Origin of the sequence: Qipengyuania proteolytica, assembly GCF_019711565.1 — a bacterium.
GTDB classification, from domain to species: domain Bacteria; phylum Pseudomonadota; class Alphaproteobacteria; order Sphingomonadales; family Sphingomonadaceae; genus Qipengyuania; species Qipengyuania proteolytica.
On sequence record NZ_JAIGNN010000001.1, the window covers coordinates 1,392,525 to 1,415,547 of the forward strand.

Sequence of the window (23,023 nt, forward strand, 5' to 3'; positions counted from 1 at the left end):
ATTGGCCGCAAGCGCGGGGCCATGCAAGCCGGTGAATTTCCTACATCCCCACCCGGTGCTAGCTTCGCATCGGCTCTTTCACACCGTCGGCGGGTCTTTCGCGCACCCTGGGGTTTTTCGCCCCTGGACAGTGTAACAAGCGGTCCATGTCGGGGTACTCGCCCTCGGGCGGTCCAACATTCGTCCTACATGGGGGTATCTAGCCCTTGGCGACCCGCTTCCGCATCATCCCCTCCTGCGCCACGCTCGCGACCAGTTCGCCCGCGCGGTTGAAGATGCGGCCGCGGTTGAAGCCCCGGCCGCTGCCGCTCCACGGGCTGTCGGTGGCGTAGAGGAGCCACTCGTCGGCGCGCCAGCTGTCGAGCGCCGGGCGGTGGAACCAGATCGCGTGGTCGAGGCTGGCGCCGACCAGCTCGCCGCGCATCCAGCTGAGGCCATGCGGCAGCGCGCTCGTGCCGAGCAGCGTGTAGTCGCTGGCATAGGCGATCACCGCGCGGTGCAGCGCGGCGTCGTCGGGCAGGGGGGCGACGGTGCGGAACCAGCTGTGCGCGCGCGGTTCGCGCGGCTCGCTGTTCATCCAGTGGAGCTTGTCGCTGGTGCGCATGTCGATCGGGCGGGGGCGCAGGACGAGCGCGCGCTGCGCCTCGCTCATCCGGTCGCCGGCGCGCTCGACCATCTTGTGGCGCATGGCCATGTCGCTCTGGAGGTCCTCGGGCGCGGGCACGTCGGGCATGGCCACGTCGTCATGGGCGAGGCCGTCCTCAGGCCGCTGGAAGCTGGCGGTGAGGTTGAGGATCGGCGCGCCCTCCTGCGTGGCGACCACGCGGCGGTTGGCGAAGCTGCGCCCGTCGAAGTCGCGCGCGGTGGCATAGGCGATGTCGACGCCTTCCTTGCCGCCGCGCAGGAAATAGGCGTGGAGCGAGTGGGCCTCAAGCCCCTCGGGCGCGGTGGCCTGCGCGGCCTGCAGCGCCTGCGCGATGACCTGGCCGCCGAACACGCGGCCGACGCCGCCGGGCTGCTGCGGGGCGGTGAAGGCGTCCTCGCCCTCGCGCGTGACGGTGAGCAGGCGCACGAGGCCTGCGACGAGTTGCTCGGGGGTCCTGGTGTCGCTCACGAGAGCGGCTTTGCGACTGGCTTACGCTCGCGTCAAGCGGCGGATGACGCGCCAGCCGTTCGCCTTTGCGCGGTTGGATGCGGGCCAGCGGCCGGGGGCGCGGGGGCTGAGGCCGAAGCGGCGCAGCGTGCCGTTGAAGCAGCGCGCATCGGCCTCGGCATAGCTCCACTCGCTGCGCCAGGTGATCGAGAGCGAGATCGAGCTCTTCGGCCCGTTGCGGACAAAGTGCGGAGCCATGACGGGCACGAACACCGCCTCGCCCGGATGTAGGGTGAAGGGGGTGCCGCCGACGAGGAGGTCGTCGGTCCACGGCAGCTCGCGCGCGCCGCCGAGGTGGTAGCTCTCGTGGCAGCTGTCGGGCGCGAAGCGGGGGTTGCCGGCGGGGAACTGGGTCATGGTCTTGGCGCCGACCAGCTGGAGCAGGATGTTGTGCTCGGGGTCGTAGTGGTAGGGCGTGACCGCGTTGGGGCTGGAGATGAAGACATAGGCCTGCGGGGTGAGCATGGCGCCGGTCTTCGCCTCGATCGTGGGGCGCAGTTCCTCGAGCAGGCCGAGGAGGAGCGCGCGATAGGCGGGCACCTGCTCGATGTTCTTGAGCACCGCCCAGCTGTCGCTGGTGGCGATATGGCGGATGGTGTCCTCGATGGTGAGGCCGTTGCTGCCGGGCTTGCCGTCGACGCCGACGGGGAGGTTGCCGCGGTTGTACTCGATGCTCGCTTCGGGGAGCTTCCCGGCGAGCACGGCAAGCGCATCGAGGGTGAGGCGCTCTTCGAGTCCGAGCCGGTGGGCGAGGGTGTGGGGCACCTCGGGATAGTTGGCAGCGAAGGTGGCCAGCGTATCCTCGGGGAACACCCGCATGGCGGTGCCCGCCGACCGGTCGGGATCGTGAGTGGTCATGTCCGCTTCTCCATACGCCACGCTTCGATACCTGCCCAGAGCCTGCCTGCGAGACGCCGCCAGCCACGACCGGCCTCGACCGTGATCCAGGCAATCTCGCGCCTGTCGCGCCAGATGCGTTCGATCATCGGGTGATCGGCCGCCGCGCAGCTGTCGCACCAGGCGAGGGCGGGATCGTCGAGCAGGGCAAGGTTTTCGACCTGCAACAGCATGCCGGGCGAAAAGCGTGCATAATCCTCGTCAAAGGCGGTCTTGAAGGCGAAGCTGCCCGGATGAGCGAGCAGGGTTGTCAGCATGGCGATCGGACGGCCATCGAGTTCGAGCGAAAGGCGCTCAAGCCTGCCGGCTCCGGCGGCGTTGCGGAGCGCATTGCGGAACAGGGCTTCCGTGTCGGGGTCGCTGGCGAGTGCGGACCCCTGGGTGCCCTTCCATCCGCGGCGTTCGAGTTCGAGGAAGTCCGAGATCCACACGTCGATACCGTCGGTCGTGCGAAACCTGCGGATATCCACCGTGCCTTCGTCTTCGAGCCGGTTGCGCTGGCGCCGCAATTCCTTGCGCTTCTTCTGGCTCATCGCTGCTGCCAGATGCGCGTCCGGTGCTGATCCGGAAGCGAGCATCGCTCGCGCCTCGCGACGAACGATGTGGATCCGCCGACCGGCTGCGGCGCAAACCGATTGCAGCGCTGTCGCTGCCGGGCTGTCGGTCGGCATCTGCGGCAAGTGGAGGAACCACCCCGTGTTGAGCGCTGTGTCGGCTTGCACGAGGAATGCCGTCCAGAATTGCTTTTCGAATCCTGCTTCGATCAGCGGCACGCCGCAAAAGCTGTTCGCATGGAGCCAGGTGCAGAAGTTCGGGATCCGGCGGCCATGATAGGTCGGACTTTGCCAGACGGGCAGCAGCGCCCTCAGGGTCCCTCCGCTGACGAGCAATGCGAGCGAGACATCCCCGCGCGGGTCGAACAGTTCCAGCGATGGCCTGAGGAATGCGGGTTCGAAGAAGGCGTTGGGTGTTCCGGCGCAGTCTGCGAGCAGGCGCCACGACGGCTCGAGCGCCGTCAGGTCCAGTGTCCGCCACCTCGCCAGGTGCAGGCCGTCGCCCAGCGGCCATACGTCGGCAAGCGCTCGTGCGCTGCGATCGCTAGCCGTCGCCAGGCTCCCCCCCTGCATCGCCAACACCCCTGTTGCTGCGCAGGCCCCTTGCCTGCGATCGCCACGTGATAGCGCAGGTGCAGAAAGAACCGCTTAACGGCCCGAATGCAAGGGGGCGGCGGCACCTTTCAATGCCGCCGCCCCGATTTGGCACCCCGGTCGGACCGGAGCTGGTGCCGATCAGCCGGCCGCGAGAGCTGCCAGCAGCAGCAGCGCGACGATGTTGGTGATCTTGATCATCGGGTTCACCGCCGGGCCGGCGGTGTCCTTGTAGGGATCGCCCACCGTGTCGCCGGTCACGGCAGCCTTGTGAGCTTCGGAGCCCTTACCGCCGTGGTTGCCGTCTTCGATGTACTTCTTGGCATTGTCCCACGCACCGCCGCCGGCGGTCATGGACAGGGCGACGAAGATCCCGCCGACGATCACACCCAGCAGCAGTGCGCCGAGCGCGGCGAAGCCGTTCTCCTGACCCGCAATCAGCGTGATGACGTAATAGACCACGATCGGTGCCAGCACCGGCAGCATCGAGGGGATGATCATCTCCTTGATCGCAGCCTTGGTCACGAGATCCACGGTCCGCGCGTAGTCGGGCTTGGACTCGTAGGTCATGATGCCAGGGTTGTTCTTGAACTGGTCGCGCACGTCGATCACGACGTCACCGGCCGCACGGCCCACCGCGGTCATGCCCATCGCACCGAACAGGTAGGGCAGCAGCGCGCCGAGCAGCAAGCCGACGATCACGTAAGGGTTCTCGAGGCTGAAATCGACGTCGGAGTTCGGGAAGAACTCGCCGAGGTCGGTGGTGTAGGCGGCGAACAGCACCAGCGCGGCAAGGCCGGCCGATCCGATCGCGTAACCCTTGGTCACCGCCTTCGTCGTGTTGCCCACAGCGTCGAGCAGGTCGGTCTTCTCGCGCACGCTGTCGTCCAGACCGGCCATTTCGGCGATGCCGCCCGCATTGTCGGTCACCGGACCATAGGCGTCGAGCGCCACGACCATGCCAGCCAGCGCCAGCATGGCGGTGGCGGCATAGGCGATGCCCATGAGCCCTGCGAGCTGGTAGGTGACGATGATGCCGGCGACGATAAGGATCGTCGGCAGCGCGGTCGATTCAAGGCTGATGGCGAGGCCCTGGATCACGTTGGTGCCGTGGCCCGTTTCCGAAGCCTTGGCGATCGACTTCACCGGGCGATAGTTCGTCCCGGTGTAGTATTCGGTGATCCAGATGATCAGGCCGGTGATCGCAAGGCCCACGAGCGAGCACCAGAACAGCGCCCAGCCGGTGAAGCTGCGGACCTGTTCGGCGGTGCCTTCTTCGGCCAGCGGAGCGCCCGGATCGACGCCTGCAGTGCTGCCCCCGATGACCGTGTCCATGCCGCCCAGCGCGACGTTGATGACCAGCCAGATCAGCGGGATCGACAGCAGCGCGGTGACGAGGAAGCCCTTGTACATCGCGCCCATGACGTTGTTGGTCTTGCCCAGGCGGACGAAATAGGTGCCGATGATGCTGGTCACGATGCACGCACCGCCAATCAGCAGCGGCAGCGCCATCATCGGCATCAGCAGGTCGCCGAGGCCCTTGAGCAGCAGTGCGGTGAGGACCATGGTCGCACCGACGGTGACGACATAGGTTTCGAACAGGTCGGCAGCCATGCCGGCGCAGTCGCCCACATTGTCGCCGACATTGTCGGCGATGACGGCAGGGTTGCGCGGATCGTCTTCGGGGATACCTGCCTCGACCTTGCCGACGAGGTCGGCGCCGACGTCGGCGGCCTTGGTGAAGATGCCGCCACCCAGGCGGGCGAAGATCGAGATCAGCGATGCACCGAAGGCAAGGCCGACGAGTCCGTCAATCACTTCGCGGCTGTTCGGCGCGTGGCCGGCGGGCCCAACCAGGTACCAGAAGAACACTGCGATCGCGAGCAGGGCGAGGCCGGCCACCAGCATGCCGGTGATCGCGCCCGCGCGGAAGGCGAGGGTAAGGCCCTGCTGCAACCCGCTCTGCGCGGCGGCGGCAGTACGCACGTTCGCACGCACGGAGATGTTCATCCCGATGAAGCCCGCCACACCCGACAGGATCGCCCCGATGGCGAAACCGGTCGCCGGGATGGCTCCGAGGAAGACGAAGACCAGCACAGCCACGACGACACCGACCATGGCGATCGTGGTATACTGACGCTTCAGATAGGCCTGCGCACCTTCCTGGATGGCGGCGGCGATTTCCTGCATTTTTTCGTTGCCGGCGCCCGAATTGAGCACCTGCCGGCTGGTGACGAAGCCGTACACGACGGCCAGCAATCCCAGCGCGATGGATATGAGAACAAGGTCCACGGAAAATTTCCCCTCCCGATTGGTTATGTCATGTGCCGCCCATCGCGGGAAACGTGGGCGATCGTGGCCGGTGGGTATAGGGACCATGTGTTGCGTGACAAGGTCGAAAAGCGCAGCAATCCGCGCTTATCGACCGCTTCCCGCGCAAGCTGTCAATGCTGGTAGCCGAGACCGTCTTTCGGGCTGAGATATTCGCCGTCCAGCAGGAGCGCGGGTCGGGGACTGGCCGATACCGTTCCGATCCGGAACGCTGGCACCGGCAGTTCCAGATCCGGGGGAACGGTGAACAGCAACTGATAGTCATCGCCCCACCGCATACAGGCATCCGCCCGCCCCCGGTCGGCCAGGGGCACCCCGTCCTTTTCCAGCGCAATCATGCATTCGCTGGCTTCAGCGAGCCGCCAGCAATCGAGCAGCAACCCGTCGGACACATCCATCATGGCCGTCACATAGGGGGCAAGCGCATGCCCCTCTCTGAGCAGCGGCCGGGGCCGGCGGTATGCCATATCTTCGGCGCTCTTGGTATCGCGCTCTGCCATGCCGACCATCGCCATGCCCAGCGTACCGGTCACATAGACCGCATCACCGTGCTGCGCGCCGCTTCGCGCCGGCACCGGAAGATGCGTCGCCCGTCCGATGGCCGTGCAGCCCCAGATCCGGCGCCCTTCCGCTCGAACCGTGTCGCCGCCGAGCAGCGGAACATCATATTCCGAAAGGATTTCGGCAAGACCCCGAGCAAATGCCTCGTCACCCTCGCCGAGCATATGGGATACGAGCACACCGATGGGTTCTGCGCCTTTCGCGGCCAGGTCGGAAAGATTCACGGCGACGAGCTTCCAGGCGATGTCCTCGGCTCGCTCGTCGGCCCTGACATGAACGCCCTGAACCAGCGTGTCATGAGTGAGTATGAGGCTTTCGGTGCCGAACCGGAGCACCGCTGCATCATCTTGCAGCCCGCGCGCTTGGGGATCGGTCGCCAGCGCCCGCAACGCGGCGATAAAGTCGCCTTCGTTCAGCGTCCGGCCTCTTTGGCCACTGCATCGAGGATGCCGTTGACGAACTTCGCCTCGCGGTCGTCGAAAAAGGCCTTGGCGACATCGACATATTCGCTGATCGAGGTCGCCTTGGTGACGTCCTGGCGCGCGAGCAACTCGTAGGTCCCGGCACGCAGGATCTGGAGCATGGTCTTGTCCATGCGGGCGAGCGTCCAGCCTTCGGCGAGGCGGGCGGTCAGGAGCGCGTCGATCTCCTCGCGGCGGGCATCGACGCCCGAGACGACATCGTCGAAGAAATCGACATCGGCTTGTGCATATTCCTCGTCCTCGATCACGCGGCCGAGGCGGTGCTGGTGGAATTCGTCGAGCAGGCGGGCGAGTGCGGTGCCCTCCATCTGCTGCTGGTAGAGCGCCTGCACGGCGCCGAGGCGGGCGGCGCTGCGCGCCTGGCTGCGCTTGGGCTGGGTCATCTGTTCAGTCTCACGGAAATCGAAAGAGCGTGGGCGGGCAGGCCTTCGGCCTCGGCCAGCCTGACGGCGGCGGGGCCGATGGCGGCGAGCGCCGCGTCGGAGGCGTCGATGAAGCTAGTGCGCTTCATGAAATCGAGCACGGACAGGCCGCTGGCAAACCGCGCGCGGCGACCGGTGGGCAGGACGTGGTTGGGACCGGCGATATAGTCGCCGACCGCCTCGGGGGTGTGGCGGCCGAGGAAGACGCTGCCGGCGTGACGCAACTTGTCGAACAGCGCCTGCGGATCGGCGACCATCAGCTCGGCGTGCTCTGCGGCGAGCCGGTCGGACAGGGCGGGGGCCTCGCCGAGGTTGTCGACGACCACGATCAGGCCGTGCGCGTCCCAGCTTGCCCTGGCGGTGCTGGCGGTGGGCAAGGTGTCGAGCGCGCGGTCGATGGCTGCGCAAACGTCGCGCGCCAGCGGCTCGTCATCGGTAATCAGGATCGACTGGCTGGTCGGGTCGTGCTCGGCCTGGCTGAGCAGGTCGGCGGCGATCCAGTCGGGATTGTTGTCCTTGTCGGCGATGACGAGGATTTCGCTCGGTCCTGCGACCATGTCGATGCCGACCACGCCGTAAAGCTGGCGCTTGGCCTCTGCGACCCAGGCATTGCCCGGGCCGGTAATGACGTCGACCTTGGCGATGCGCTCGGTACCATAGGCGAGCGCGCCTACGGCCTGCGCCCCGCCGACGCGCCAGATCTCGTCGACGCCAGCGATATGCGCAGCTGCGAGGACGAGTGGGTTGGTCTGGCCCTTGGGTGTCGGCGTGACGACCACGAGCCGCTCGACACCCGCAACCTTGGCCGGGATCGCGTTCATCAGCAGCGACGAGGGATAGGCGGCGCGGCCGCCCGGCACGTACAACCCGGCAGCTTCGACCGGCGACCAGCGCGCGCCGAGGCGCATGCCGATGCCGTCGGTATAGTCGCGATCTTCGGGCAGCTGGCTCGCGTGATAGGCGCGGATGCGTTCCGCCGCGAGCTCGAGCGCGTCGCGCAGTTCGGGATCGAGCGCGTCGTAAGCGGCCTTGCATGCCTCCGCCGAGACCATCCAGTCGTCGTCGCTCGACAGGCTGTGCCCGTCGAAGCGGAGCGAATAGTCGGCCAGCGCCGCATCGCCGCGCTCGCGCACTTCGCCGAGGATCGCGGCGACGTCGCGCGCGACATCGGCATCGCTCTCGCGACGGTCGCGCACGATCCGCTCGAACTCGGCCTCGAAACCGGCATCTGAGGTGCGCAGGAGCTGCATCAGGCGGCCTTGCGCTCGCTGGCATCGCGGCGGAAGGCCTCGACCAGCGCGCCCACGCGTGGGTCGGTCTTGAGCGCCGCGCGGTTGACGATCAGGCGGGCAGTGATGTCGAGGATATGACCGGTCTCGACGAGGCCATTATCCTTGAGCGTCTGGCCCGAGGACACGAGATCGACGATCCGCCCGCACAGCCCGAGCGAGGGGGCGATCTCCATCGCGCCGTTCAGCTTGACGCATTCCGCCTGCACGCCCTGCGCCTCGAAGAAACGGCGCGTGAGGTTGGGATATTTGGTCGCGACACGCACGTGGCTCGCCCCGTCGACGCTGGCCGCACCCTCCTTGGGCTCGCCCACGGCGAGGTGGCAGTGGCCGATGTCGAGATCGACCGGTGCGTAGAGGTCCGCGTAGTCGAATTCCTCGATCACGTCTGAACCGACGATGCCCAGCTGCGCCGCCCCATGCGCGACAAAGGTCGCAACGTCGAAGGCGCGCACGCGGATGAGGTTCATATCGCTCCGCGTGGTGGCGAAGGTCAGCGAGCGGTTGGCCTTGTCGTGGAACGCCGCTTCGGGCACCACGCCTGCACGCGCCATCACCGGCAGCGCCTCGTCGAGGATGCGGCCCTTGGGGATGGCGAAGGTCAGGCTGTCACTCATGGCGGCGCAGATAGGCAAGCGCTTGCGAAAGGGCAACGGATATGGGCGATTCAGCGGAAAGACCGAATTACGAGCGCATGGACATCGACACCAAGGGCGAAGGGGCGGTCGGAAAGGCGTTCCGCAATCAGGTCGCCTATTGCGTGAACAATGGCGCGCCGGTGACCGCCCGCATTGTCGCAGCGATCTGGGACACGATCGAGGGCGGGCTCGACAATGCCCTCGCCCGGCGGATCGCGGAGTGGCAGGGCGCACCGCTGGCCGATGCTCTTCCCTTGCGCGTCGCCGGCGGTCTTCACTGGCTCCACCTGACCGGGCGGGAGCCGGCGCTCGAGCCGATCTATCGAGGGATCGGGGCCGACGACACGGCCATTGTCACCGAGGCGATGACCGTGCACGAGGCGCAGCTTCTGCCGTGGCTCGACGGGCCGCCGCAAACCAATGAGGCGGGACGCTCGAGCAATTTCATAGCCGCTATGCTGTGGCTCGCGGGCAAGGGCCTTCCGCCGCGCTTCGAATGCCTTGAGATCGGATCGAGCGCCGGGATCAACCTGATGCTCGATCGCTATCACTACGATCTCGGCGGGGTGCATGTCGGGCCGGACGATGCGGTGATGCATTTCACGCCAGAATGGAACGGCGCATCGCCGCCAGACGAGCCGATCGCAATCGTCTCGACGAAGGGCTGCGACGTGGCACCGGTCGACCTGACCGACCCGGACCAGTCGGAGCGGCTCAAGGCCTATATCTGGCCGGAGCACACGATCCGCTTCGAACGGATGGAAGCGGCCATTCGCGCCGCGACCGAGCGCAAGCCCGATCTCGAGCGGATCAACGCCGCCGATTTCGTCGAGCGCGAGCTGGCGAAGCGGCAAGCGCCGGGGACGACGCGCGTCCTGATGCACTCCATCGTCTGGCAGTATGTGCCTGCAGACCAGCAGGCGCGGGTCACCGCCGCGATGGAAGCGGCGGGCGCGAAGGCGAGCGCGGATGCTCCGCTCGCTTGGATATCGGTCGAAGCGGATCGCACGGTCCACCGCCACAATCTCAAGGTCCGCTACTGGCCCGGTGGGGAGGAGGCGACGCAACTCACGTGGTCGCACGCGCATGGCGCCGACATTGAGTGGCTCTCCGCCTAATCCGTTCGTTGGAGGAATGCCCCTGGCGCCGCGTTGAACGCCTCGGGCTTTTCCCACTGCACGAAATGGCCGCAGCCCGGGACCTGCACTACTTCGGGGTTCTCGATTACCTCCTCGAGTCCATCGAGATTGGCAGGCGGGAGCGCCTCGTCGTCCATGGCCCAGATCACCAGCGTCGGAATCGGCAGCTTCGGCAGCGGGAAGGGCTGGTAGCCCTCGGGCAACTCATAGGGCGCGTCGAGTGGCAGGACCTCCATCGGGCTGGCGCGGTAATAGTTCAGCATGCCCATCGCCGCGTCGGGATCTGACCAGTCCTGCAGCAGGCGAGCCTGTTCCTCGGGCTCCATGTTCGAACCGACCTCGCGGCCTTCAAAGGCCTTCATCAGCACCGGCAACAGGCCGTGCTCGCGGATCAGCGGGTCGTTAGCCGGATCGCGGAAGGTGAGGAAATACTGGCTCGCCTCGCGCTGGGCACGATTAGTGTAAAGCAGTTTGGGAAACAGAACCGGATGCGGCGCATTGGCGATGGCTGCACGGGTCACGCGCCCGTTCATCATGCCGGTGTAGGCGACCCCCCAGGCGATCGCGCCGCCCCAGTCGTGGCCGACGATGGTGAAGCGCTCCACGCCCAGCGCATCGGCGAGCAGGAAGACGTCGCCGATCAGCTTGTCCGGCGTGTACTCGGACGCCTCTTGCGGCTTCGACGAGCCGCGATAGCCGCGCTGGTCGGGCGCAATGCAGCGGTATCGATCGGAAAAATGCGCGATCTGGTTGCGCCAGGTGCGGTGGCTCTCCGGAAAGCCGTGAAGGAAGATCAGGACCGGCGCATCGCGCGGACCTTCGTCGACGACAACGAGTTCGACGCCGTTGGCGAGCGCGACCCGCTTCTGAACGAGCTCCATCGTCAGCCCTCCGCCTTCATCTTCTCCATGTAGCCGCTCGCAACCATGCCTGCGACCTGGTCGAGCAATTGCTCGGGCGTGCGGCGCATCTCGCCCATTGCCTGTTCCATGCCCTGCGCGACGATGACCTCGCGCTCGCCCTTGTCGACGGCATCCACGATCCATTTGGCAGCCTCGCCCGGGGGGATGCCATTGTCGATCACGGAATCCGAACGGCCGCGCTTGCTGCCGTCGGAGGTGAGAGCGTTGCGGCTCACGTCGGTGGCCACAGAACCGGGATAGATCACATGCACCTGCACCCCGCTCTGCGAGAGTTCGGCGCGCAGGGCATCGGCATAACCCGCAAGGCCGAATTTCGCCGCGCAATAGGCGGTCCGCATCGGCACGCCGACCTTGCCCGCGATCGAACTGATAAAGAGCAGGTGGCCGCTCCCGCGTTCGGTCACATGCGGCAGCAGCGCCTGCGTCGCGGCGATCTGCGCGGTGAGGTCAATTTCGATGATCTCGCGATAGACGCTCATGTCCGTATCGACCGCTGCGCTACGCTGGGAGACGCCTGCATTGGCGACGAAGATGTCGACGCCGTGCCATGCCGTCGCCTTGGCGGTTGCCTCGATCATGGCGTCTTCGTCACGCACGTCGAACGGCAGGACCAGCGTTTCGGTGGGGATGCTGTCCGCTACCTCTGCAAGTCGCGATTCGTCGCGCCCCGACAATATGACCCGCGCCCCGCGGCTACCCCATTCGCGCGCCAGTGCGGCGCCGATGCCGCTGCTCGCGCCGGTGATCCAGGCGGTCTTGCCTTCAAAGCTCATGCGTTCTCCCTCATGGATAGGTGACGGTCTTGGGCGCGCCCTCGGGCAGGGGAATGAACTCCTCCTCGTCGCCCGGAACCGTGGGGAAGCGCCCGGCACGCCAGTCTGCCTTTGCCTGCTCGATCCGCTCGCGGCTGGAGCTGACGAAATTCCACCAGGCATGGCGCCGCGTCTCGAACGCCTCGCCACCCAGCAGCATGACCCGCGCACCGGACTTGCTTTCGAGCGTCATGTCGCGCCCAGGTTGCAGGACGTTGAGCGTGTATTTCTCCAGCTCGTGCCCGTCGACGCTCGCCTCGCCGCCAACCAGCATGATCGCGCGCTCGTCGGCGTCGTCCTCCAGCGGGATCGCTCCGCCCGGTTCGAGCACGATCTCGGCATAGATCGTGTCGGCATGGGTGGTGGTCGACGCACGCGCGCCCCAAAGCTCGCCCATGATGACGATCGCCCTGGCGCGGCCGTCCTCGATCACCGGCAGGTCCGTGACTGCTTCGAAGGCCGGGTCGATTTCCTCTCGCCCGTCGGGGAGGGCGAGCCAGGTCTGCATGCCGTAGAGCTTCGGCCCCGTCTTGCGCTCCGAAGCGGGCGATCGCTCCGAATGGACGATGCCGCGTCCGGCGGTCATCAGATTGACCTGCCCAGGACGGATGGTCGAGAAGCTTCCCAGACTGTCGCGGTGGTCGATTGCGCCCTCGAACAGCCATGTGACCGTGGCGAGGTTGATGTGCGGGTGCGGGCGCACGTCCATCCCGCTGCCGAGATCGAGCTGGGCAGGGCCGAACTGGTCGACGAAGATGAACGGGCCCACCATGCTCCGGGCCCTCGCCGGCAGAACGCGTCGGACCTCGAACTGGCCGAGATCGTGCGTGGTAGGGGTGAGTACCGTGTCGATCTGGCTCATTGGTCTGCTCCGCTTATCCGGTCGGGGCCGAGGCCTGGATGGCCAGGGCATGCACGCGTTCGCCGGGAATGTCACCCAATGCCCGGTTGACCATGCGCTGGCGTTCGAGCCGGCTCTTGCCCGCGAAAGCCGCGGCTTCGATCACTACGGTGAAGTGCGATTCGCCGCTGCCGTCGTCGCCCGCGTGGCCGTGGTGCTTGGCGCTGTCGTTGATCACTTCGAGCCGCGTGGGGCTGAAGGCTTGTTCCAGAAGCTGTTGCATTTCCTGCTGGACCGGGCCGGCCATCGGGCAAAATCTCCTTTGCGGGGGTTTGCATAGAGCATCCCGTTTCCCATTTTACAACGAATGCGCCAGACAAAGTTTCACGGACGTTATGAAGATACCGGTCGGGTGTGCGCGCACCCGACATGCGACGAGGCGGGCGAATTTCGCGCGCCGGGCGGACGCAGACACGGTTTCGACGGGCCGGGCGAATGGCGCTGGCTTTGCCTCGATCACGTGCGCGAATTCAACGCCGGCTACGACTGGTTCGAAGGCATGAGCGCCGAGGAAATCTTCGAAGCGCAATCGCCCGGAGCCGGCTGGCGTACCGAAAGCCCGAGCTTTCGTCCGACCGCGGGCGTCGACGGGATGCCGCGCTGGGCCGATTACGATGATCCGCTCGATGCGATTGCTGCGCGGGCTGCAGGCATCAAGAGCCGTGCCCGGCGCGAGGCGGAGATGGCGATGGACGGCCGCTTCAGCCGCGAGGAGGCCGAAGCGCTTGAGACGATGGGGCTGGGGCTCGACGTCGACCGGCGCAGGCTGCGGCGCCGCTATTCCGAACTCGTCCGCCGCTATCACCCCGACCGCAACGGCGGCGACCGGGCTCACGAGGCACGGCTGAACCGGGTGGTGGAGGCCTATCAGGTGCTGCGTAAGGCGCGGGCGATCGGGTAATCAGTCCCGGTCGGGAGCGCCGGGCGGGAAGAACGGACGGTAGGGCCGCGCGTCTTCGACGCATCGCATGACCTCGGGCAGGGCGAGCACCTCGGCGCGCAGGGCCGCGACCCTCGGGCAATCAGCAGGGATCGGATCGATCCAGTCGGCGTAGAAAAGCGCTGGCGCTGCCGAGCAGGTGACGAGGCTGGCGTGCGGGGGTAGGGCTTGCGTTTCGAGCCATCGTTCGAGCCAGGAGTACGCACGCTGGAGGCCCGCCTTGCCCGCCGCGACTTCGGCTGGATCGGGCTCGCCGATGGTCGGCGTGTTCCCGACCTCGGTATTGCTGAGATAGGCCCCGACGACGCGCTGGAAACTGCCTTGGAAATAGTTGTCGAACACGCGATCGAGCATGCGGGCCCGTGCGGCCATCGCCGGGTCGGCAGGGATGAGCGGCGCGGGGCCGGGATGGTGGACCGCGAGATGCTCGATGATCGCGGTCGCTTCGATGACCGCTTGGCCATCATCGGTCAGGACGGGAAATTTCCCGGCAGGATGGGCGGAATGCACCACGGCGTTGGCGTCGTCGCACCCGGGGCCGAGCGGGTGGAATGCGAACTCCGTGCCATTGGCGTAGAGCGCAATGAGGGCCTTCCACGTGTAACTCGAGAAATGATGGCCATAGAGGGCGAGCATCACCAGGTACCGTCTTCGATCGCCTTGCGCCGCGCGAGTTCGCGTTCGCTGACGATGGGGATCGGTGCCTCGTCCGGATAGGGTGGCAGGGCGCCGGCGGGACGATAGGTCGCGACGACGGTGCCCTTGTCGGTCACCCAGTGGTCGGTCATGTCGAGGCGCTCGGCCGGCGTTCCTTCGCCGAACATGCGCTTGCCGGTCCCGAGCGTCAGGGGGAAGGTCATCAGCACCAGTTCGTCGATCAGACCTGCGGCGAGCAAGCCTGGATAGATCGTGCTCGATCCCTGGATGACGAGGTCGGGGCCATCGGTCTGCTTGAGCGCAGCAACGGCATCGATGGACGAAAGCCGGTGGCTGTTCTCCCACGGCAGCTCCTGCTCTCCGCGCGTCAGGACATATTTCGCGGCCTTGGTGAAGGCCTCGCTCATCGGCTTGTTGTCGCCTTCGGCATAGGGCCAGTAGGCGGCGAAGATGTCGTAGGTTCTACGGCCGAGCAGCAAGTCATACTCACCCCCGAACAGGTTGCCGAGCGCCGGCTCGATGCCTTCGTCCCACAGCTTGAAGACCCAGCCTGCCTCGTCGAACCCGCCCATCGGGTCCTCTCCCGGTCCGCCCGGTGCCTGCATGACGCCGTCGAGCGAGAGGAACATGCCTCCCGTTATCTTGCGTGCCATGTCAATTCCCCCTGCGCGCGGCATCGATAGCGGCAACATCGATCCTGGTCATCGTCATCATTGCTTCGAAGGCGCGGCGGGCCTCGTCGCCGCCTGCCTGTTGCGATTCGAGCAGCGTGCGCGGGGTGATCTGCCAGTTGAAGCCCCACTTGTCCTTGCACCAGCCACAGGCGCTTTCCTGCCCGCCATTGCCGACGATGGCGTCCCAGTAGCGGTCGGTCTCCGCCTGATCCTCGGTCGCCACCATGAAGCTGACGCTTTCGTTGGGCTTGAACAAGTCGCCGCCATTGAGGCCCGAGAAGGACCGGCCGAGGACGGTGAACTCGACCGTCAGCGCGTCGCCCTGCTTGCCGCCCGGAAAATCGGAAGGCGCGCGGAAGATGTGGCCGACGCTGCTGTCGGGGAAGGTCGCGGCATAGAAGCGCGCGGCCTCTTCGGCATCGCCGTCATACCACAGGACGGTGGTCAGTTTCTCAACCATTCTGGCTCTCCGCGATAAGCTTCATGTCGATGGCTCTGGCGTCCTTGTAGGCCGGCCGTTCGCGCAGGCGCGCGGCGTAATCTTCGAACACCTGGCGCTTGGGTATGGAGCCGAACTGCAGGCCCCAGTCGACCTGGCTGCCGACATAGACATCGGCCATGGTGAAGCGGTCGCCGCAGACATAGTCGCGGTCGGCGAGCAGCGTGTCGAAGGTGTCCATCGCGCGCTCGTAGCTGCCGAAGCCGAGCATGCCCTGCTTCTGCGGATCGTCGACGCCCCAGCCCATGCTGCGCGCCACGACGGCCTGCTCGACCGGTCCGGCGGCGTAGAACAGGCGGCGGAAATAGTCGGCCTTTTCGTGCCGGTCGGGCAACAGCCCCGCTTCGGGATGCATCTCCGCTAGGTAGTGGCAGATCGCCGCCGCCTCGGTCACGACATGGACGTGGTCGCCATCATGATGGACGAGGGTAGGGACCTTCCCCAGCGGGTTGGCGGTCAGGAACGCCTCGGACTTCGCGGCCCATTCGACCAGTTCGGTGTCATAGTCGGCCCCCACTTCGTGCAGGGCCCAACGCGCGATTTGCCCGCGGCTCATCGGATTGGTGAAGAAGGTATAGGTCGCCATGCTCACGCTCCTTTCGCGCCGATCAGGCTGAACATCGCTCCTTGCGGATCGATGGCGGTGAAGACGTGGTCGCCGCCCGGGATTTCCATCGGACCATTGATGACCTGCCCGCCATGCGCACCGACATATGCTGCGGCGGCGTCGATGTCCGGCACCCTGAAGTAGTAGCTCCACATGCTCATCGGCATCTGGTCCGGCTTCTGCATGATCGCGCCGAGCGTGTAGTCGCCATTCGCATACATGTCGTAGGCGCCCATCTCGCCCATATCCATTGTGTCGGCCTTCTCCCAGCCGAACAGCGCGGTGTAGAACTCATGAGCCCCAGCTTGGTCCGCCGTGGCCAGCTCGTTCCAGGCACAGTGACCCACTTGCGGTTCGTATTTGGCGAAGGAATCGCTCTCCCCGTCGACCGCGCCGCGCATGACATAGAAAGGCACGCCTGAAGGGTCGGCGGCGTAGGCGAAGCGACCGACGCCGGGAATGTCCTGCGGCCCCAACATGATGGTGCCGCCGTGCTGCGCAATGGCCGCGGCGCTGGCATCGACGTCGTCGACGCCGATATAGCCTGCCCACAGCGGCCGCGCTCCACCTTCGACCATGTCTTCGGTCAGCGGCATCAGTCCCGCCACCGGGCCCGACTCCGCACTGATCATGCGGTAATCCATGTCCCCGCTGGGCTTTTCCTCGATCGTCCAGCCCACCAGTCCTTCGTAGAAAGCGCGGGCGCCTTGCGGGTCGGTGGTCATCAATTCGTACCATATGTGGTCGCCGTGAAGGTTTGCCATTCTCATTCTCCCGTGAGTTCGGTCACTGGCGCGAAGCCGCCGAAGATCATCCGCTTGCCGTCGAAGGGCATCGGGTTCGTTGCCGGATCCATGCGCTCGTCATTGAAGTCTTCAGACATCATCTTTGCCATGCCCGCATCGCGTGTCGCCTTGTCCGGCCATTCGATCCAGCTGAAGACGACGGTTTCGTCGTCCGTGGCCTGTACCGCCTTGCGGAAGTCGGTCAGCTTGCCGTCGGGAACGTCGTCGCCCCAGCATTCGAGCACGCGTGTGGCGCCGAAGTCGATGAAGACGCTGTCACCCTTTTGCGCATGGGCGATGAACTTGTCCTTGTTGGCAGTCGGCACCGCCATGACGAAACCATCGATATACATTGGCTATCTCCTTCCCGGGGGCGCGACTCGGCCCTTGCATTTGGTGGGCCCGTGAGTTACTTAAGTCAACCATGGAGTTACAAAAAGAAACCAAGCTTCATGGTCGCTGGTACGATGACGCTTGCGGGACGGCTTTCGGGCTCGAAGTGCTCGGCGAGCGGTGGACCATGCTGGTCGTGCGCGAGCTTATGCTCGGACCGCGGCGGTTTTCCGGCCTTCGCGCCAGCCTGCCCGGGATTTCGGCCAAGGTGTTAACTGAACGGCTGGGTACGCTCGAGGAGGCGGGCGTATTGACCCGTCGGACGCTCGAGGAACCCGCGCAGGTGCAGGTCTACGAACTGACCGAGTGGGGCTATGCCGCCGAGCCGGTGATGCAGGAACTCGGTCGCTGGGCGGCCATGTCCAGCGGACACGATCCGATGCTCCCACTCTCGCCCGTCTCGCTCATGCTGTCTCTGCGGACGATGTTCGACCGCCGGAAGGTCGAGGGCCTGGATTTCGTCATCGGCTTCGACATCGGCGGCGAGACCTTCATCGCGACGCTGGGCGACGGCGCGCTGCCGGTCGTTCGCGGCAAAGCCGAGGCGCCGACTGCAACGATCCGCGCGCCGAATGCCACCGTTCTCGCGGCGTTGTTCTATGCCGGCGTGCCGGTGGCGGAGCTGGAGCGCGAGATGGGTCTCGTCATCGAAGGAGACCGCGCGGCCGCCATGCGCTTCGCCGACATCTTCGAGCTGCCCGAAAAACTCGCCTAGGTCTGGCGGAAGGCCCAGCGGAGCGTCCGGCCCATACCCCATGTGGCGGCGCGGGCCGGGAAGGCGGCGAGCCCCGGCCGCTCGAGGCCGAGCATCGAGCGCGCGAAGGGCGGAAGCAAGGCAACCGCCTCGGCCCCGAGCAGCGCCTGGACCGCAGGCGGCGCACCCTGCGGCTTTTGCGTCAGAACGAGCCGCGCCACCTCGCGCGCTTCGGGCGATGCGCGCAAGTCGCTGCGCAAGTCGCGGAACAGCACTTCCGCCTCGCGCCGGTCGAGCGGCACGGGATCGGCGCCGAGCGAACGGGCGATGATCGCGAACTGGCGGTAGTATTCGTCCTGTTCGTGCCCCGGCATGTCGGGGCGGACGTGGCGCAGGTAAGCGGCGAGAAAGCTTGTCGCTTCGGCCACATGGACCCACGCCAGAGTACGCGGATCGGTGGCCTCGTAGCGGGTGCCGTCGGGCAGAGTGCCTCCGACCGCGGCATGGATGCGGTTCACCCGCTCGATCGCCGCATGCGCATCGTCGCGGTGACCGAAGGTCGTTACTGCTATGAAGCGGGCGGTGCGGCGCAGACGGCCATGCATGTCCTCGCGGAAATTCGAATGGTCGAGGACGCCCTGAAGCGCATGCGGATGGAGCATCTGCAACAGCAGGCTGCGAATCCCGCCGACCATCATGCCAACGATATCGGCATGGACCAGGCGGATCGGCGAATCCTTTGCGAACAACGCCTCGTCCGAGACGGGCACCGGCTGTTCGCCGCCCTCGACATCGTTGAATACGCTGCGCACGCGTTCGACCAGCTTGAGGCGAAGTTTCTCGGATAGCGGCTCTTGCGGCATCGTCAGCCAATATAGGCTTGGCGACGCGGTTATAAATGCCTAGGTCGCCCATGCGATGAACGAGATGACCGACAAGAGCTTCGACGCGGCCGCCAAGACCGTGCTTCCCGCGCCCGACACCGAAGTCGATGTGCGCGAAACCTTCGGGATCGATATCGACTGGAAGGTCCCGGCCTTCTCCAAGCCGGACGAACGCACGCCCGATCTCGACGAGAACTACGTGTTCGATCCGGACACGACGCTCGCCATCCTCGCCGGCTTCGCGCACGACCGTCGCGTGATGGTGCAGGGCTATCACGGCACCGGCAAGTCGACGCACATCGAACAGGTCGCCGCGCGCCTCAACTGGCCGTGTATCCGCATCAACCTCGATGCGCATATCAGCCGTATCGATCTGGTCGGTCGCGATGCCATCGTTTTGCGCGACGGGCTTCAGGTGACCGAATTCCGCGAAGGCCTGCTGCCCTGGGCGCTGCAGCACCCGGTGGCCCTCGTGTTCGACGAATATGACGCGGGCCGTCCGGACGTGATGTTCGTGATCCAGCGCGTGCTCGAACAGCAGGGCAAGCTGACCCTGCTCGACCAGAACCGCGTGATCCGCCCCGATCCCAACTTCCGCCTGTTCGCGACGGCCAACACCGTCGGCCTCGGCGACACCTCTGGCCTTTATCACGGCACGCAGCAGATCAACCAGGGGCAGATGGACCGCTGGAACATCGTCGTCGGCCTCAACTACCTGCCGGCCGAAACCGAACAGAAAATCGTCGAGGCGAAGAATCCGGACATCGATCCCAAGATCCTCGCCGACATGATCAAGGTCGCCGACCTGTCGCGGCAGGGCTTCATCAACGGCGACATCTCGACCGTGATGAGCCCGCGCACGGTCATAACCTGGGCGCAGAACTATGCGATCTTCAAGAACGTCGGCTTCGCCTTCCGCCTCAGCTTCCTCAACAAGTGCGACGAGGAAGAGCGCATGCTGGTGGCCGAGTACTACCAGCGCGTCTTCGGCGAGGACCTGCCGGAAAGCGTCGTTGGCGGACAGTAGTCGGCGGTTCATCCGGAACCCGCTATGCATGGCTGTATTGTGACTTTAACACAGTAGGCGATGGGCGTGTTCGATTCCTTCCGGCGCAAGCCGCAACCCGAGGCGGAGTTCGCTTCGCATCGCGGGTACTACGCGACCCATGAAGCCTTCGACTACGACGACTGGGACGACCGGCTCGGCCGGCTCGACGAAGCGGTCGAACTCGAAGAGCGAAAGCGCCTGCGCTGGTGGCAGAAGCCCTATTGGCTCGGCCGGCGCAAACGCTGGTGGGCAGTGCGGATTGTTGCCGGGATCATTGGGCTTTTCATCCTGCTCGTCGCCTGGCTGGCGGTCACCGCACCGCTCGGCAAATCGCTTGAACCGATAGCGCCGCCGCAAGTGACGCTTCTGGCAGCCGACGGGACCCCGATCGCGCGAAATGGCGCGGTCACGGATGAGCCTGTCCTCGTCAAGGACCTGCCGCCGCATGTGGTCGAAGCATTCCTCGCGATCGAGGATCGGCGCTTCTACGACCATTGGGGCGTCGATCCGCGCGGCATTGCGCGCGCCGCCTTCACGGGGACCGGCGGGGGCAGCACGATCACGCAGCAACTCGCCAAGTTCACGTTCCTCTCGCCCGAGCGCACGCTGACCCGCAAGGCGCGCGAGGCACTGATCGCGTTCTGGCTCGAAAGCTGGCTGACCAAGGACGAAATCCTCGAACGCTACCTCTCGAACGCCTATTTCGGCGACAATGTGTATGGATTGCGGGCGGCAAGCCTGCATTATTTCTACCGGCAACCGGAGAAGCTGAAGCCCAACCAGGCGGCGATGCTGGCGGGCCTGCTGCAGGCCCCTTCGCGCTATGCCCCGACCAAGCATTACGACCGCGCGGAAAAGCGTATGGCGCTGGTGGTCCAGTCGATGGTCGCGGCGGGATACATCACCGAAGCCGAAGCGCGCGCGATGAAGCCACCTGCACTCGACGTGCGGTTGAAGAGCGACCTGCCGACCGGCACCTACTTTGCCGACTGGGCGTTGCCCGAAGCGCGCAAGGAAGTGGAGGGCGGCTATTCTCGGCAGACGCTGACGACGACACTCGACAGCCGACTGCAGAACATCGCCCGTCAGGTCACGCAGCGCGCGCCGTTGGGCAAGGCGCAGGTGGCGCTTGTCGCGATGCGTCCGAATGGCGAGGTCGTCGCGATGATCGGCGGCAAGGATTACGCCAAGTCACCCTTCAACCGCGCCACACAGGCCAAGCGGCAGCCCGGCTCGACCTTCAAGCTGTTCGTCTACCTCGCTGCCCTGCGCGCAGGCTGGAGCCCCGAGGACCGTATCGCCAATACCGAATTCACCGAAGGCAGCTACCGGCCCAAGAACTCGCGCGGCCGGTACTCGGAAAGCCTGACGCTGGAGCAGGCCTTCGCGCAATCGAGCAATGTCGCTGCAGTGCGCCTCTTGCAGGAAGTCGGCAGCGAGAAGGTGATCAAGCTCGCGCGCGAGCTCGGCGTGACGACCCCTCTGGCGAAGGGCGATCCCAGTCTAGCGCTCGGAACAAGCACGATGACGCTGCTGGAGCTGACCTCGGCCTATGCGGCGGTCGCGGCGGATGCCTATCCGGTCGAACCGCATGCCTTTGCCCGGCCCGAGCGCGGCTTCTTCGAGAATTTGTTGGATGGACCTTCCAGCTTTTCGTCTTCGACGCATGCGGAGATGGAGCAGATGCTGCGCGCCGCGATCAACAACGGCACCGGCCGCGCGGCGATGCTGAGCGGGCCCAACTTCGGCAAGACAGGCACCACGCAGGACAATCGCGATGCGCTCTTCGTCGGCTATGCCGGGGACCTCGTGGTCGGCGTCTGGATCGGCAATGACGACAACTCTCCGCTCGACGGAGGCATTTCCGGTGGTGGCCTGCCAGCCCGGATTTGGCGCGACTTCATGAACCAGGCGCTTGGGGTGAAGGCTGCGCCGAGCCGGCCCAAGCCAAGTGCACAGGACGATCCCGGCGGGCCGATCGAACCGCTCGATGTGCCCGACATCGGCGACATCCCTATCGGCGACGGCAATTCGCGCATCCGCATCCGCGATGGCGAGGCTGTGTTCTCGACCGAGATCGACGGCATTCCGGTCGACATCCGGCTGGACGAGGACGGGGTCGGCGTTGATGAAGCCGCGATCGAGGAGGCGCGCCGGGCAGCCGAGGAGCGCCGCAACGAAGCGATACGACGCGCCCGCGACGAGCGCCTCCGACAGCTAGAGCCGGTCGAGAATTAGCCGTCGCGTTCCGCCATCAGGACGTTCATCACCGCGGTCGCGATCGGGCGGGATGGGTCATCCTGCCACGCCTCGACCGTAAGGTTCGCACTGCGGCGGCCGAGCTTGGTGATCCGTCCCTTGGCAAAACTCGCGCGGCTCTTGCCGGCCGCGAGATATTGTACGGTGATATTGATCGGCTTGAGCACCGCATCGCGGCCGAGCCGGTCCAACTCCGCGCGTAGCGCGGCATAACCTGCCGTCTCAAGCAGGCCCCCGGTGGCACCACCATGATAATGCTGCGGGCGCCCCTCGACCGTGTCGTCGAACGCGACGGTCATGACCGGGATGCCGCCGTCCCACTCATGCAGGGTAATACCGAGCGACCGGGCATAAGGAGTCAGGGCATCGGGTTCGCGGGCGTCAGTCATCCAACATCACCGGAGCTTTCGAAGCGATCTTCATGAAGACGGCCTGGATATGGGCGACCGGATCGTCGATGTCGCCGTCATGCGCCACGCCGCGCACGAAGGCGGCGCTGCGGGTCAGGCGGTAGCACTGGGAACGGCCGAAGACGCTCGCGCCCTCTCGAGCCGGACGCACGTAGTCGACCCGCAGGTCGAGAGTCGCGATGGCGGTGAAATCGTCCATCGCGCGCCAGATCGCCATGCCGCTGGCCATATCCATCAGGCTCAGGATCGGTCCTGAGGCGAGAACCTTCTGCCCCTCTTCGCCGAGCAGGTCCTCACGCCAGGGCAATTCGAGCTCGACCCAGTCGTCTCCATGATGGGAATATTTGAGCCCGAGCCAGCCCGAATGCCCGCGGCTCGCGAAGAACGGCGCGGCGGCAGCGGGATCAAACTTGCGGGTCTGCTCGGTCATGGTGGCGGTCCGATAGCGCCCGGTCCGCGCTCCTTACAATCTTTTAA

General features: G+C 65.9%; 26 protein-coding genes. 5 read left to right on the forward strand and 21 right to left on the reverse strand.

What is annotated here, in order from left to right; all coding sequences use genetic code 11:
• Nucleotides 1-199: 199 nt before the first annotated feature.
• The 8 genes from K3172_RS06760 to hisG all read right to left on the reverse strand — a co-directional run bounded on the left by K3172_RS06760 (nt 200) and on the right by hisG (nt 8,900).
• Nucleotides 200-1,114 carry an acyl-CoA thioesterase gene (locus tag K3172_RS06760; protein WP_221588149.1) on the reverse strand — a complete coding sequence of 305 codons (915 nt, stop codon included), beginning with the start codon at nt 1,112-1,114 and terminating at the stop codon, nt 200-202.
• 21 nt (nt 1,115-1,135) lie between these two features.
• Nucleotides 1,136-2,011: a transcriptional regulator gene (locus K3172_RS06765; RefSeq protein WP_425594695.1), complete on the reverse strand. Its 876-nt coding sequence runs from the start codon at nt 2,009-2,011 to the stop codon at nt 1,136-1,138.
• Complete coding sequence (locus tag K3172_RS06770; RefSeq protein WP_221588151.1) at nt 2,008-3,177, reverse strand: GNAT family N-acetyltransferase; 1,170 nt, start codon at nt 3,175-3,177, stop codon at nt 2,008-2,010. Before K3172_RS06770 ends, K3172_RS06765 begins: the two co-directional genes overlap by 4 nt.
• A gap of 162 nt (nt 3,178-3,339) precedes the next feature.
• Nucleotides 3,340-5,490: a sodium-translocating pyrophosphatase gene (locus K3172_RS06775; protein WP_221588152.1), complete on the reverse strand. Its 2,151-nt coding sequence runs from the start codon at nt 5,488-5,490 to the stop codon at nt 3,340-3,342.
• Between the two features lie 152 nt (nt 5,491-5,642).
• Complete coding sequence (thiL, locus tag K3172_RS06780; RefSeq protein WP_221588154.1) at nt 5,643-6,479, reverse strand: thiamine-phosphate kinase; 837 nt, start codon at nt 6,477-6,479, stop codon at nt 5,643-5,645.
• 23 nt (nt 6,480-6,502) lie between these two features.
• Entirely contained in the window at nt 6,503-6,955 is a 453-nt protein-coding gene (gene nusB / locus K3172_RS06785; protein ID WP_221588156.1) for a transcription antitermination factor NusB, read from the reverse strand.
• Nucleotides 6,952-8,244 carry a histidinol dehydrogenase gene (hisD, locus tag K3172_RS06790; protein WP_221588158.1) on the reverse strand — a complete coding sequence of 431 codons (1,293 nt, stop codon included), beginning with the start codon at nt 8,242-8,244 and terminating at the stop codon, nt 6,952-6,954. Before hisD ends, nusB begins: the two co-directional genes overlap by 4 nt.
• Nucleotides 8,244-8,900, reverse strand: a complete 657-nt coding sequence (gene hisG, locus K3172_RS06795) for an ATP phosphoribosyltransferase (RefSeq protein ID WP_221588160.1) — start codon at nt 8,898-8,900, stop codon at nt 8,244-8,246. Before hisG ends, hisD begins: the two co-directional genes overlap by 1 nt.
• A 41-nt stretch (nt 8,901-8,941) precedes the next feature.
• Between hisG and K3172_RS06800 the strand changes: the two genes are divergently transcribed.
• Nucleotides 8,942-10,039 (forward strand): DUF2332 domain-containing protein, encoded by a 1,098-nt coding sequence (locus tag K3172_RS06800; protein ID WP_221588162.1) that lies wholly within the window; start codon nt 8,942-8,944, stop codon nt 10,037-10,039.
• Here the strand turns inward: K3172_RS06800 and K3172_RS06805 are convergent.
• Genes K3172_RS06805 through K3172_RS06820 form a run of 4 tightly spaced genes read right to left on the reverse strand, consistent with a single transcriptional unit; the run spans nt 10,036 to nt 12,943 of the window.
• Nucleotides 10,036-10,941, reverse strand: coding sequence for an alpha/beta fold hydrolase (locus tag K3172_RS06805; protein WP_221588164.1), 906 nt, complete (start codon nt 10,939-10,941; stop codon nt 10,036-10,038). The genes K3172_RS06800 and K3172_RS06805 overlap by 4 nt on opposite strands.
• A 2-nt stretch (nt 10,942-10,943) precedes the next feature.
• Nucleotides 10,944-11,756, reverse strand: a complete 813-nt coding sequence (locus K3172_RS06810) for an SDR family NAD(P)-dependent oxidoreductase (protein ID WP_221588166.1) — start codon at nt 11,754-11,756, stop codon at nt 10,944-10,946.
• Nucleotides 11,757-11,766: 10 nt separating this feature from the next.
• Nucleotides 11,767-12,657, reverse strand: a complete 891-nt coding sequence (locus K3172_RS06815) for a pirin family protein (RefSeq protein WP_221588168.1) — start codon at nt 12,655-12,657, stop codon at nt 11,767-11,769.
• Between the two features lie 13 nt (nt 12,658-12,670).
• A complete protein-coding gene (locus K3172_RS06820) occupies nt 12,671-12,943 on the reverse strand; it encodes a BolA family protein (RefSeq protein ID WP_221588171.1) in 273 nt (90 codons plus the stop codon).
• A 60-nt stretch (nt 12,944-13,003) separates the two neighbouring features.
• Here K3172_RS06820 and K3172_RS06825 point away from each other — a divergent pair, with 60 nt between their 5' ends.
• The gene (locus K3172_RS06825; protein WP_221588173.1) at nt 13,004-13,597 is read left to right on the forward strand and encodes a DnaJ domain-containing protein; all 594 of its coding nucleotides are present in this window, start codon (nt 13,004-13,006) and stop codon (nt 13,595-13,597) included.
• Here the strand turns inward: K3172_RS06825 and K3172_RS06830 are convergent, their stop codons facing one another.
• From K3172_RS06830 to K3172_RS06855, 6 genes are read right to left on the reverse strand one after another with little or no spacing between them, the layout of a single operon-like run.
• On the reverse strand, nt 13,598-14,272 hold the full coding sequence (locus tag K3172_RS06830) for a glutathione S-transferase family protein (RefSeq protein WP_247718092.1): 675 nt from the start codon (nt 14,270-14,272) through the stop codon (nt 13,598-13,600). It abuts the gene before it with no gap.
• Complete coding sequence (locus K3172_RS06835) at nt 14,272-14,946, reverse strand: dihydrofolate reductase family protein (RefSeq protein WP_221588177.1); 675 nt, start codon at nt 14,944-14,946, stop codon at nt 14,272-14,274. The genes K3172_RS06830 and K3172_RS06835 overlap by 1 nt, the downstream gene beginning before the upstream one ends.
• Nucleotide 14,947: 1 nt before the next feature.
• Nucleotides 14,948-15,427: a VOC family protein gene (locus K3172_RS06840; RefSeq protein WP_221588179.1), complete on the reverse strand. Its 480-nt coding sequence runs from the start codon at nt 15,425-15,427 to the stop codon at nt 14,948-14,950.
• A complete protein-coding gene (locus K3172_RS06845; RefSeq protein WP_221588180.1) occupies nt 15,420-16,052 on the reverse strand; it encodes a glutathione S-transferase family protein in 633 nt (210 codons plus the stop codon). Before K3172_RS06845 ends, K3172_RS06840 begins: the two co-directional genes overlap by 8 nt.
• A 2-nt stretch (nt 16,053-16,054) precedes the next feature.
• Complete coding sequence (locus K3172_RS06850) at nt 16,055-16,837, reverse strand: VOC family protein (RefSeq protein WP_221588182.1); 783 nt, start codon at nt 16,835-16,837, stop codon at nt 16,055-16,057.
• A 2-nt stretch (nt 16,838-16,839) separates the two neighbouring features.
• A complete protein-coding gene (locus tag K3172_RS06855) occupies nt 16,840-17,211 on the reverse strand; it encodes a DUF1428 domain-containing protein (RefSeq protein ID WP_221588184.1) in 372 nt (123 codons plus the stop codon).
• Between the two features lie 71 nt (nt 17,212-17,282).
• Here K3172_RS06855 and K3172_RS06860 point away from each other — a divergent pair, with 71 nt between their 5' ends.
• Nucleotides 17,283-17,966 carry a winged helix-turn-helix transcriptional regulator gene (locus tag K3172_RS06860; RefSeq protein ID WP_221588186.1) on the forward strand — a complete coding sequence of 228 codons (684 nt, stop codon included), beginning with the start codon at nt 17,283-17,285 and terminating at the stop codon, nt 17,964-17,966.
• Here the strand turns inward: K3172_RS06860 and K3172_RS06865 are convergent.
• A complete protein-coding gene (locus K3172_RS06865) occupies nt 17,963-18,808 on the reverse strand; it encodes an oxygenase MpaB family protein (protein ID WP_221588188.1) in 846 nt (281 codons plus the stop codon). The two genes, K3172_RS06860 and K3172_RS06865, sit on opposite strands and share 4 nt — an antisense overlap.
• A gap of 55 nt (nt 18,809-18,863) precedes the next feature.
• Here K3172_RS06865 and cobS point away from each other — a divergent pair, with 55 nt between their 5' ends.
• Complete coding sequence (gene cobS, locus K3172_RS06870; protein ID WP_221588190.1) at nt 18,864-19,856, forward strand: cobaltochelatase subunit CobS; 993 nt, start codon at nt 18,864-18,866, stop codon at nt 19,854-19,856.
• Between the two features lie 60 nt (nt 19,857-19,916).
• Nucleotides 19,917-22,115: a transglycosylase domain-containing protein gene (locus tag K3172_RS06875; RefSeq protein WP_221588192.1), complete on the forward strand. Its 2,199-nt coding sequence runs from the start codon at nt 19,917-19,919 to the stop codon at nt 22,113-22,115.
• On the opposite strand, the gene K3172_RS06880 is transcribed toward K3172_RS06875, so the two are convergent.
• Both K3172_RS06880 and K3172_RS06885 read right to left on the reverse strand, forming a co-directional pair.
• Nucleotides 22,112-22,525: a PaaI family thioesterase gene (locus K3172_RS06880; RefSeq protein ID WP_221588193.1), complete on the reverse strand. Its 414-nt coding sequence runs from the start codon at nt 22,523-22,525 to the stop codon at nt 22,112-22,114. The two genes, K3172_RS06875 and K3172_RS06880, sit on opposite strands and share 4 nt — an antisense overlap.
• Nucleotides 22,518-22,976, reverse strand: a complete 459-nt coding sequence (locus K3172_RS06885; RefSeq protein WP_221588196.1) for a PaaI family thioesterase — start codon at nt 22,974-22,976, stop codon at nt 22,518-22,520. The genes K3172_RS06880 and K3172_RS06885 overlap by 8 nt, the downstream gene beginning before the upstream one ends.
• Nucleotides 22,977-23,023 lie beyond the last annotated feature (47 nt).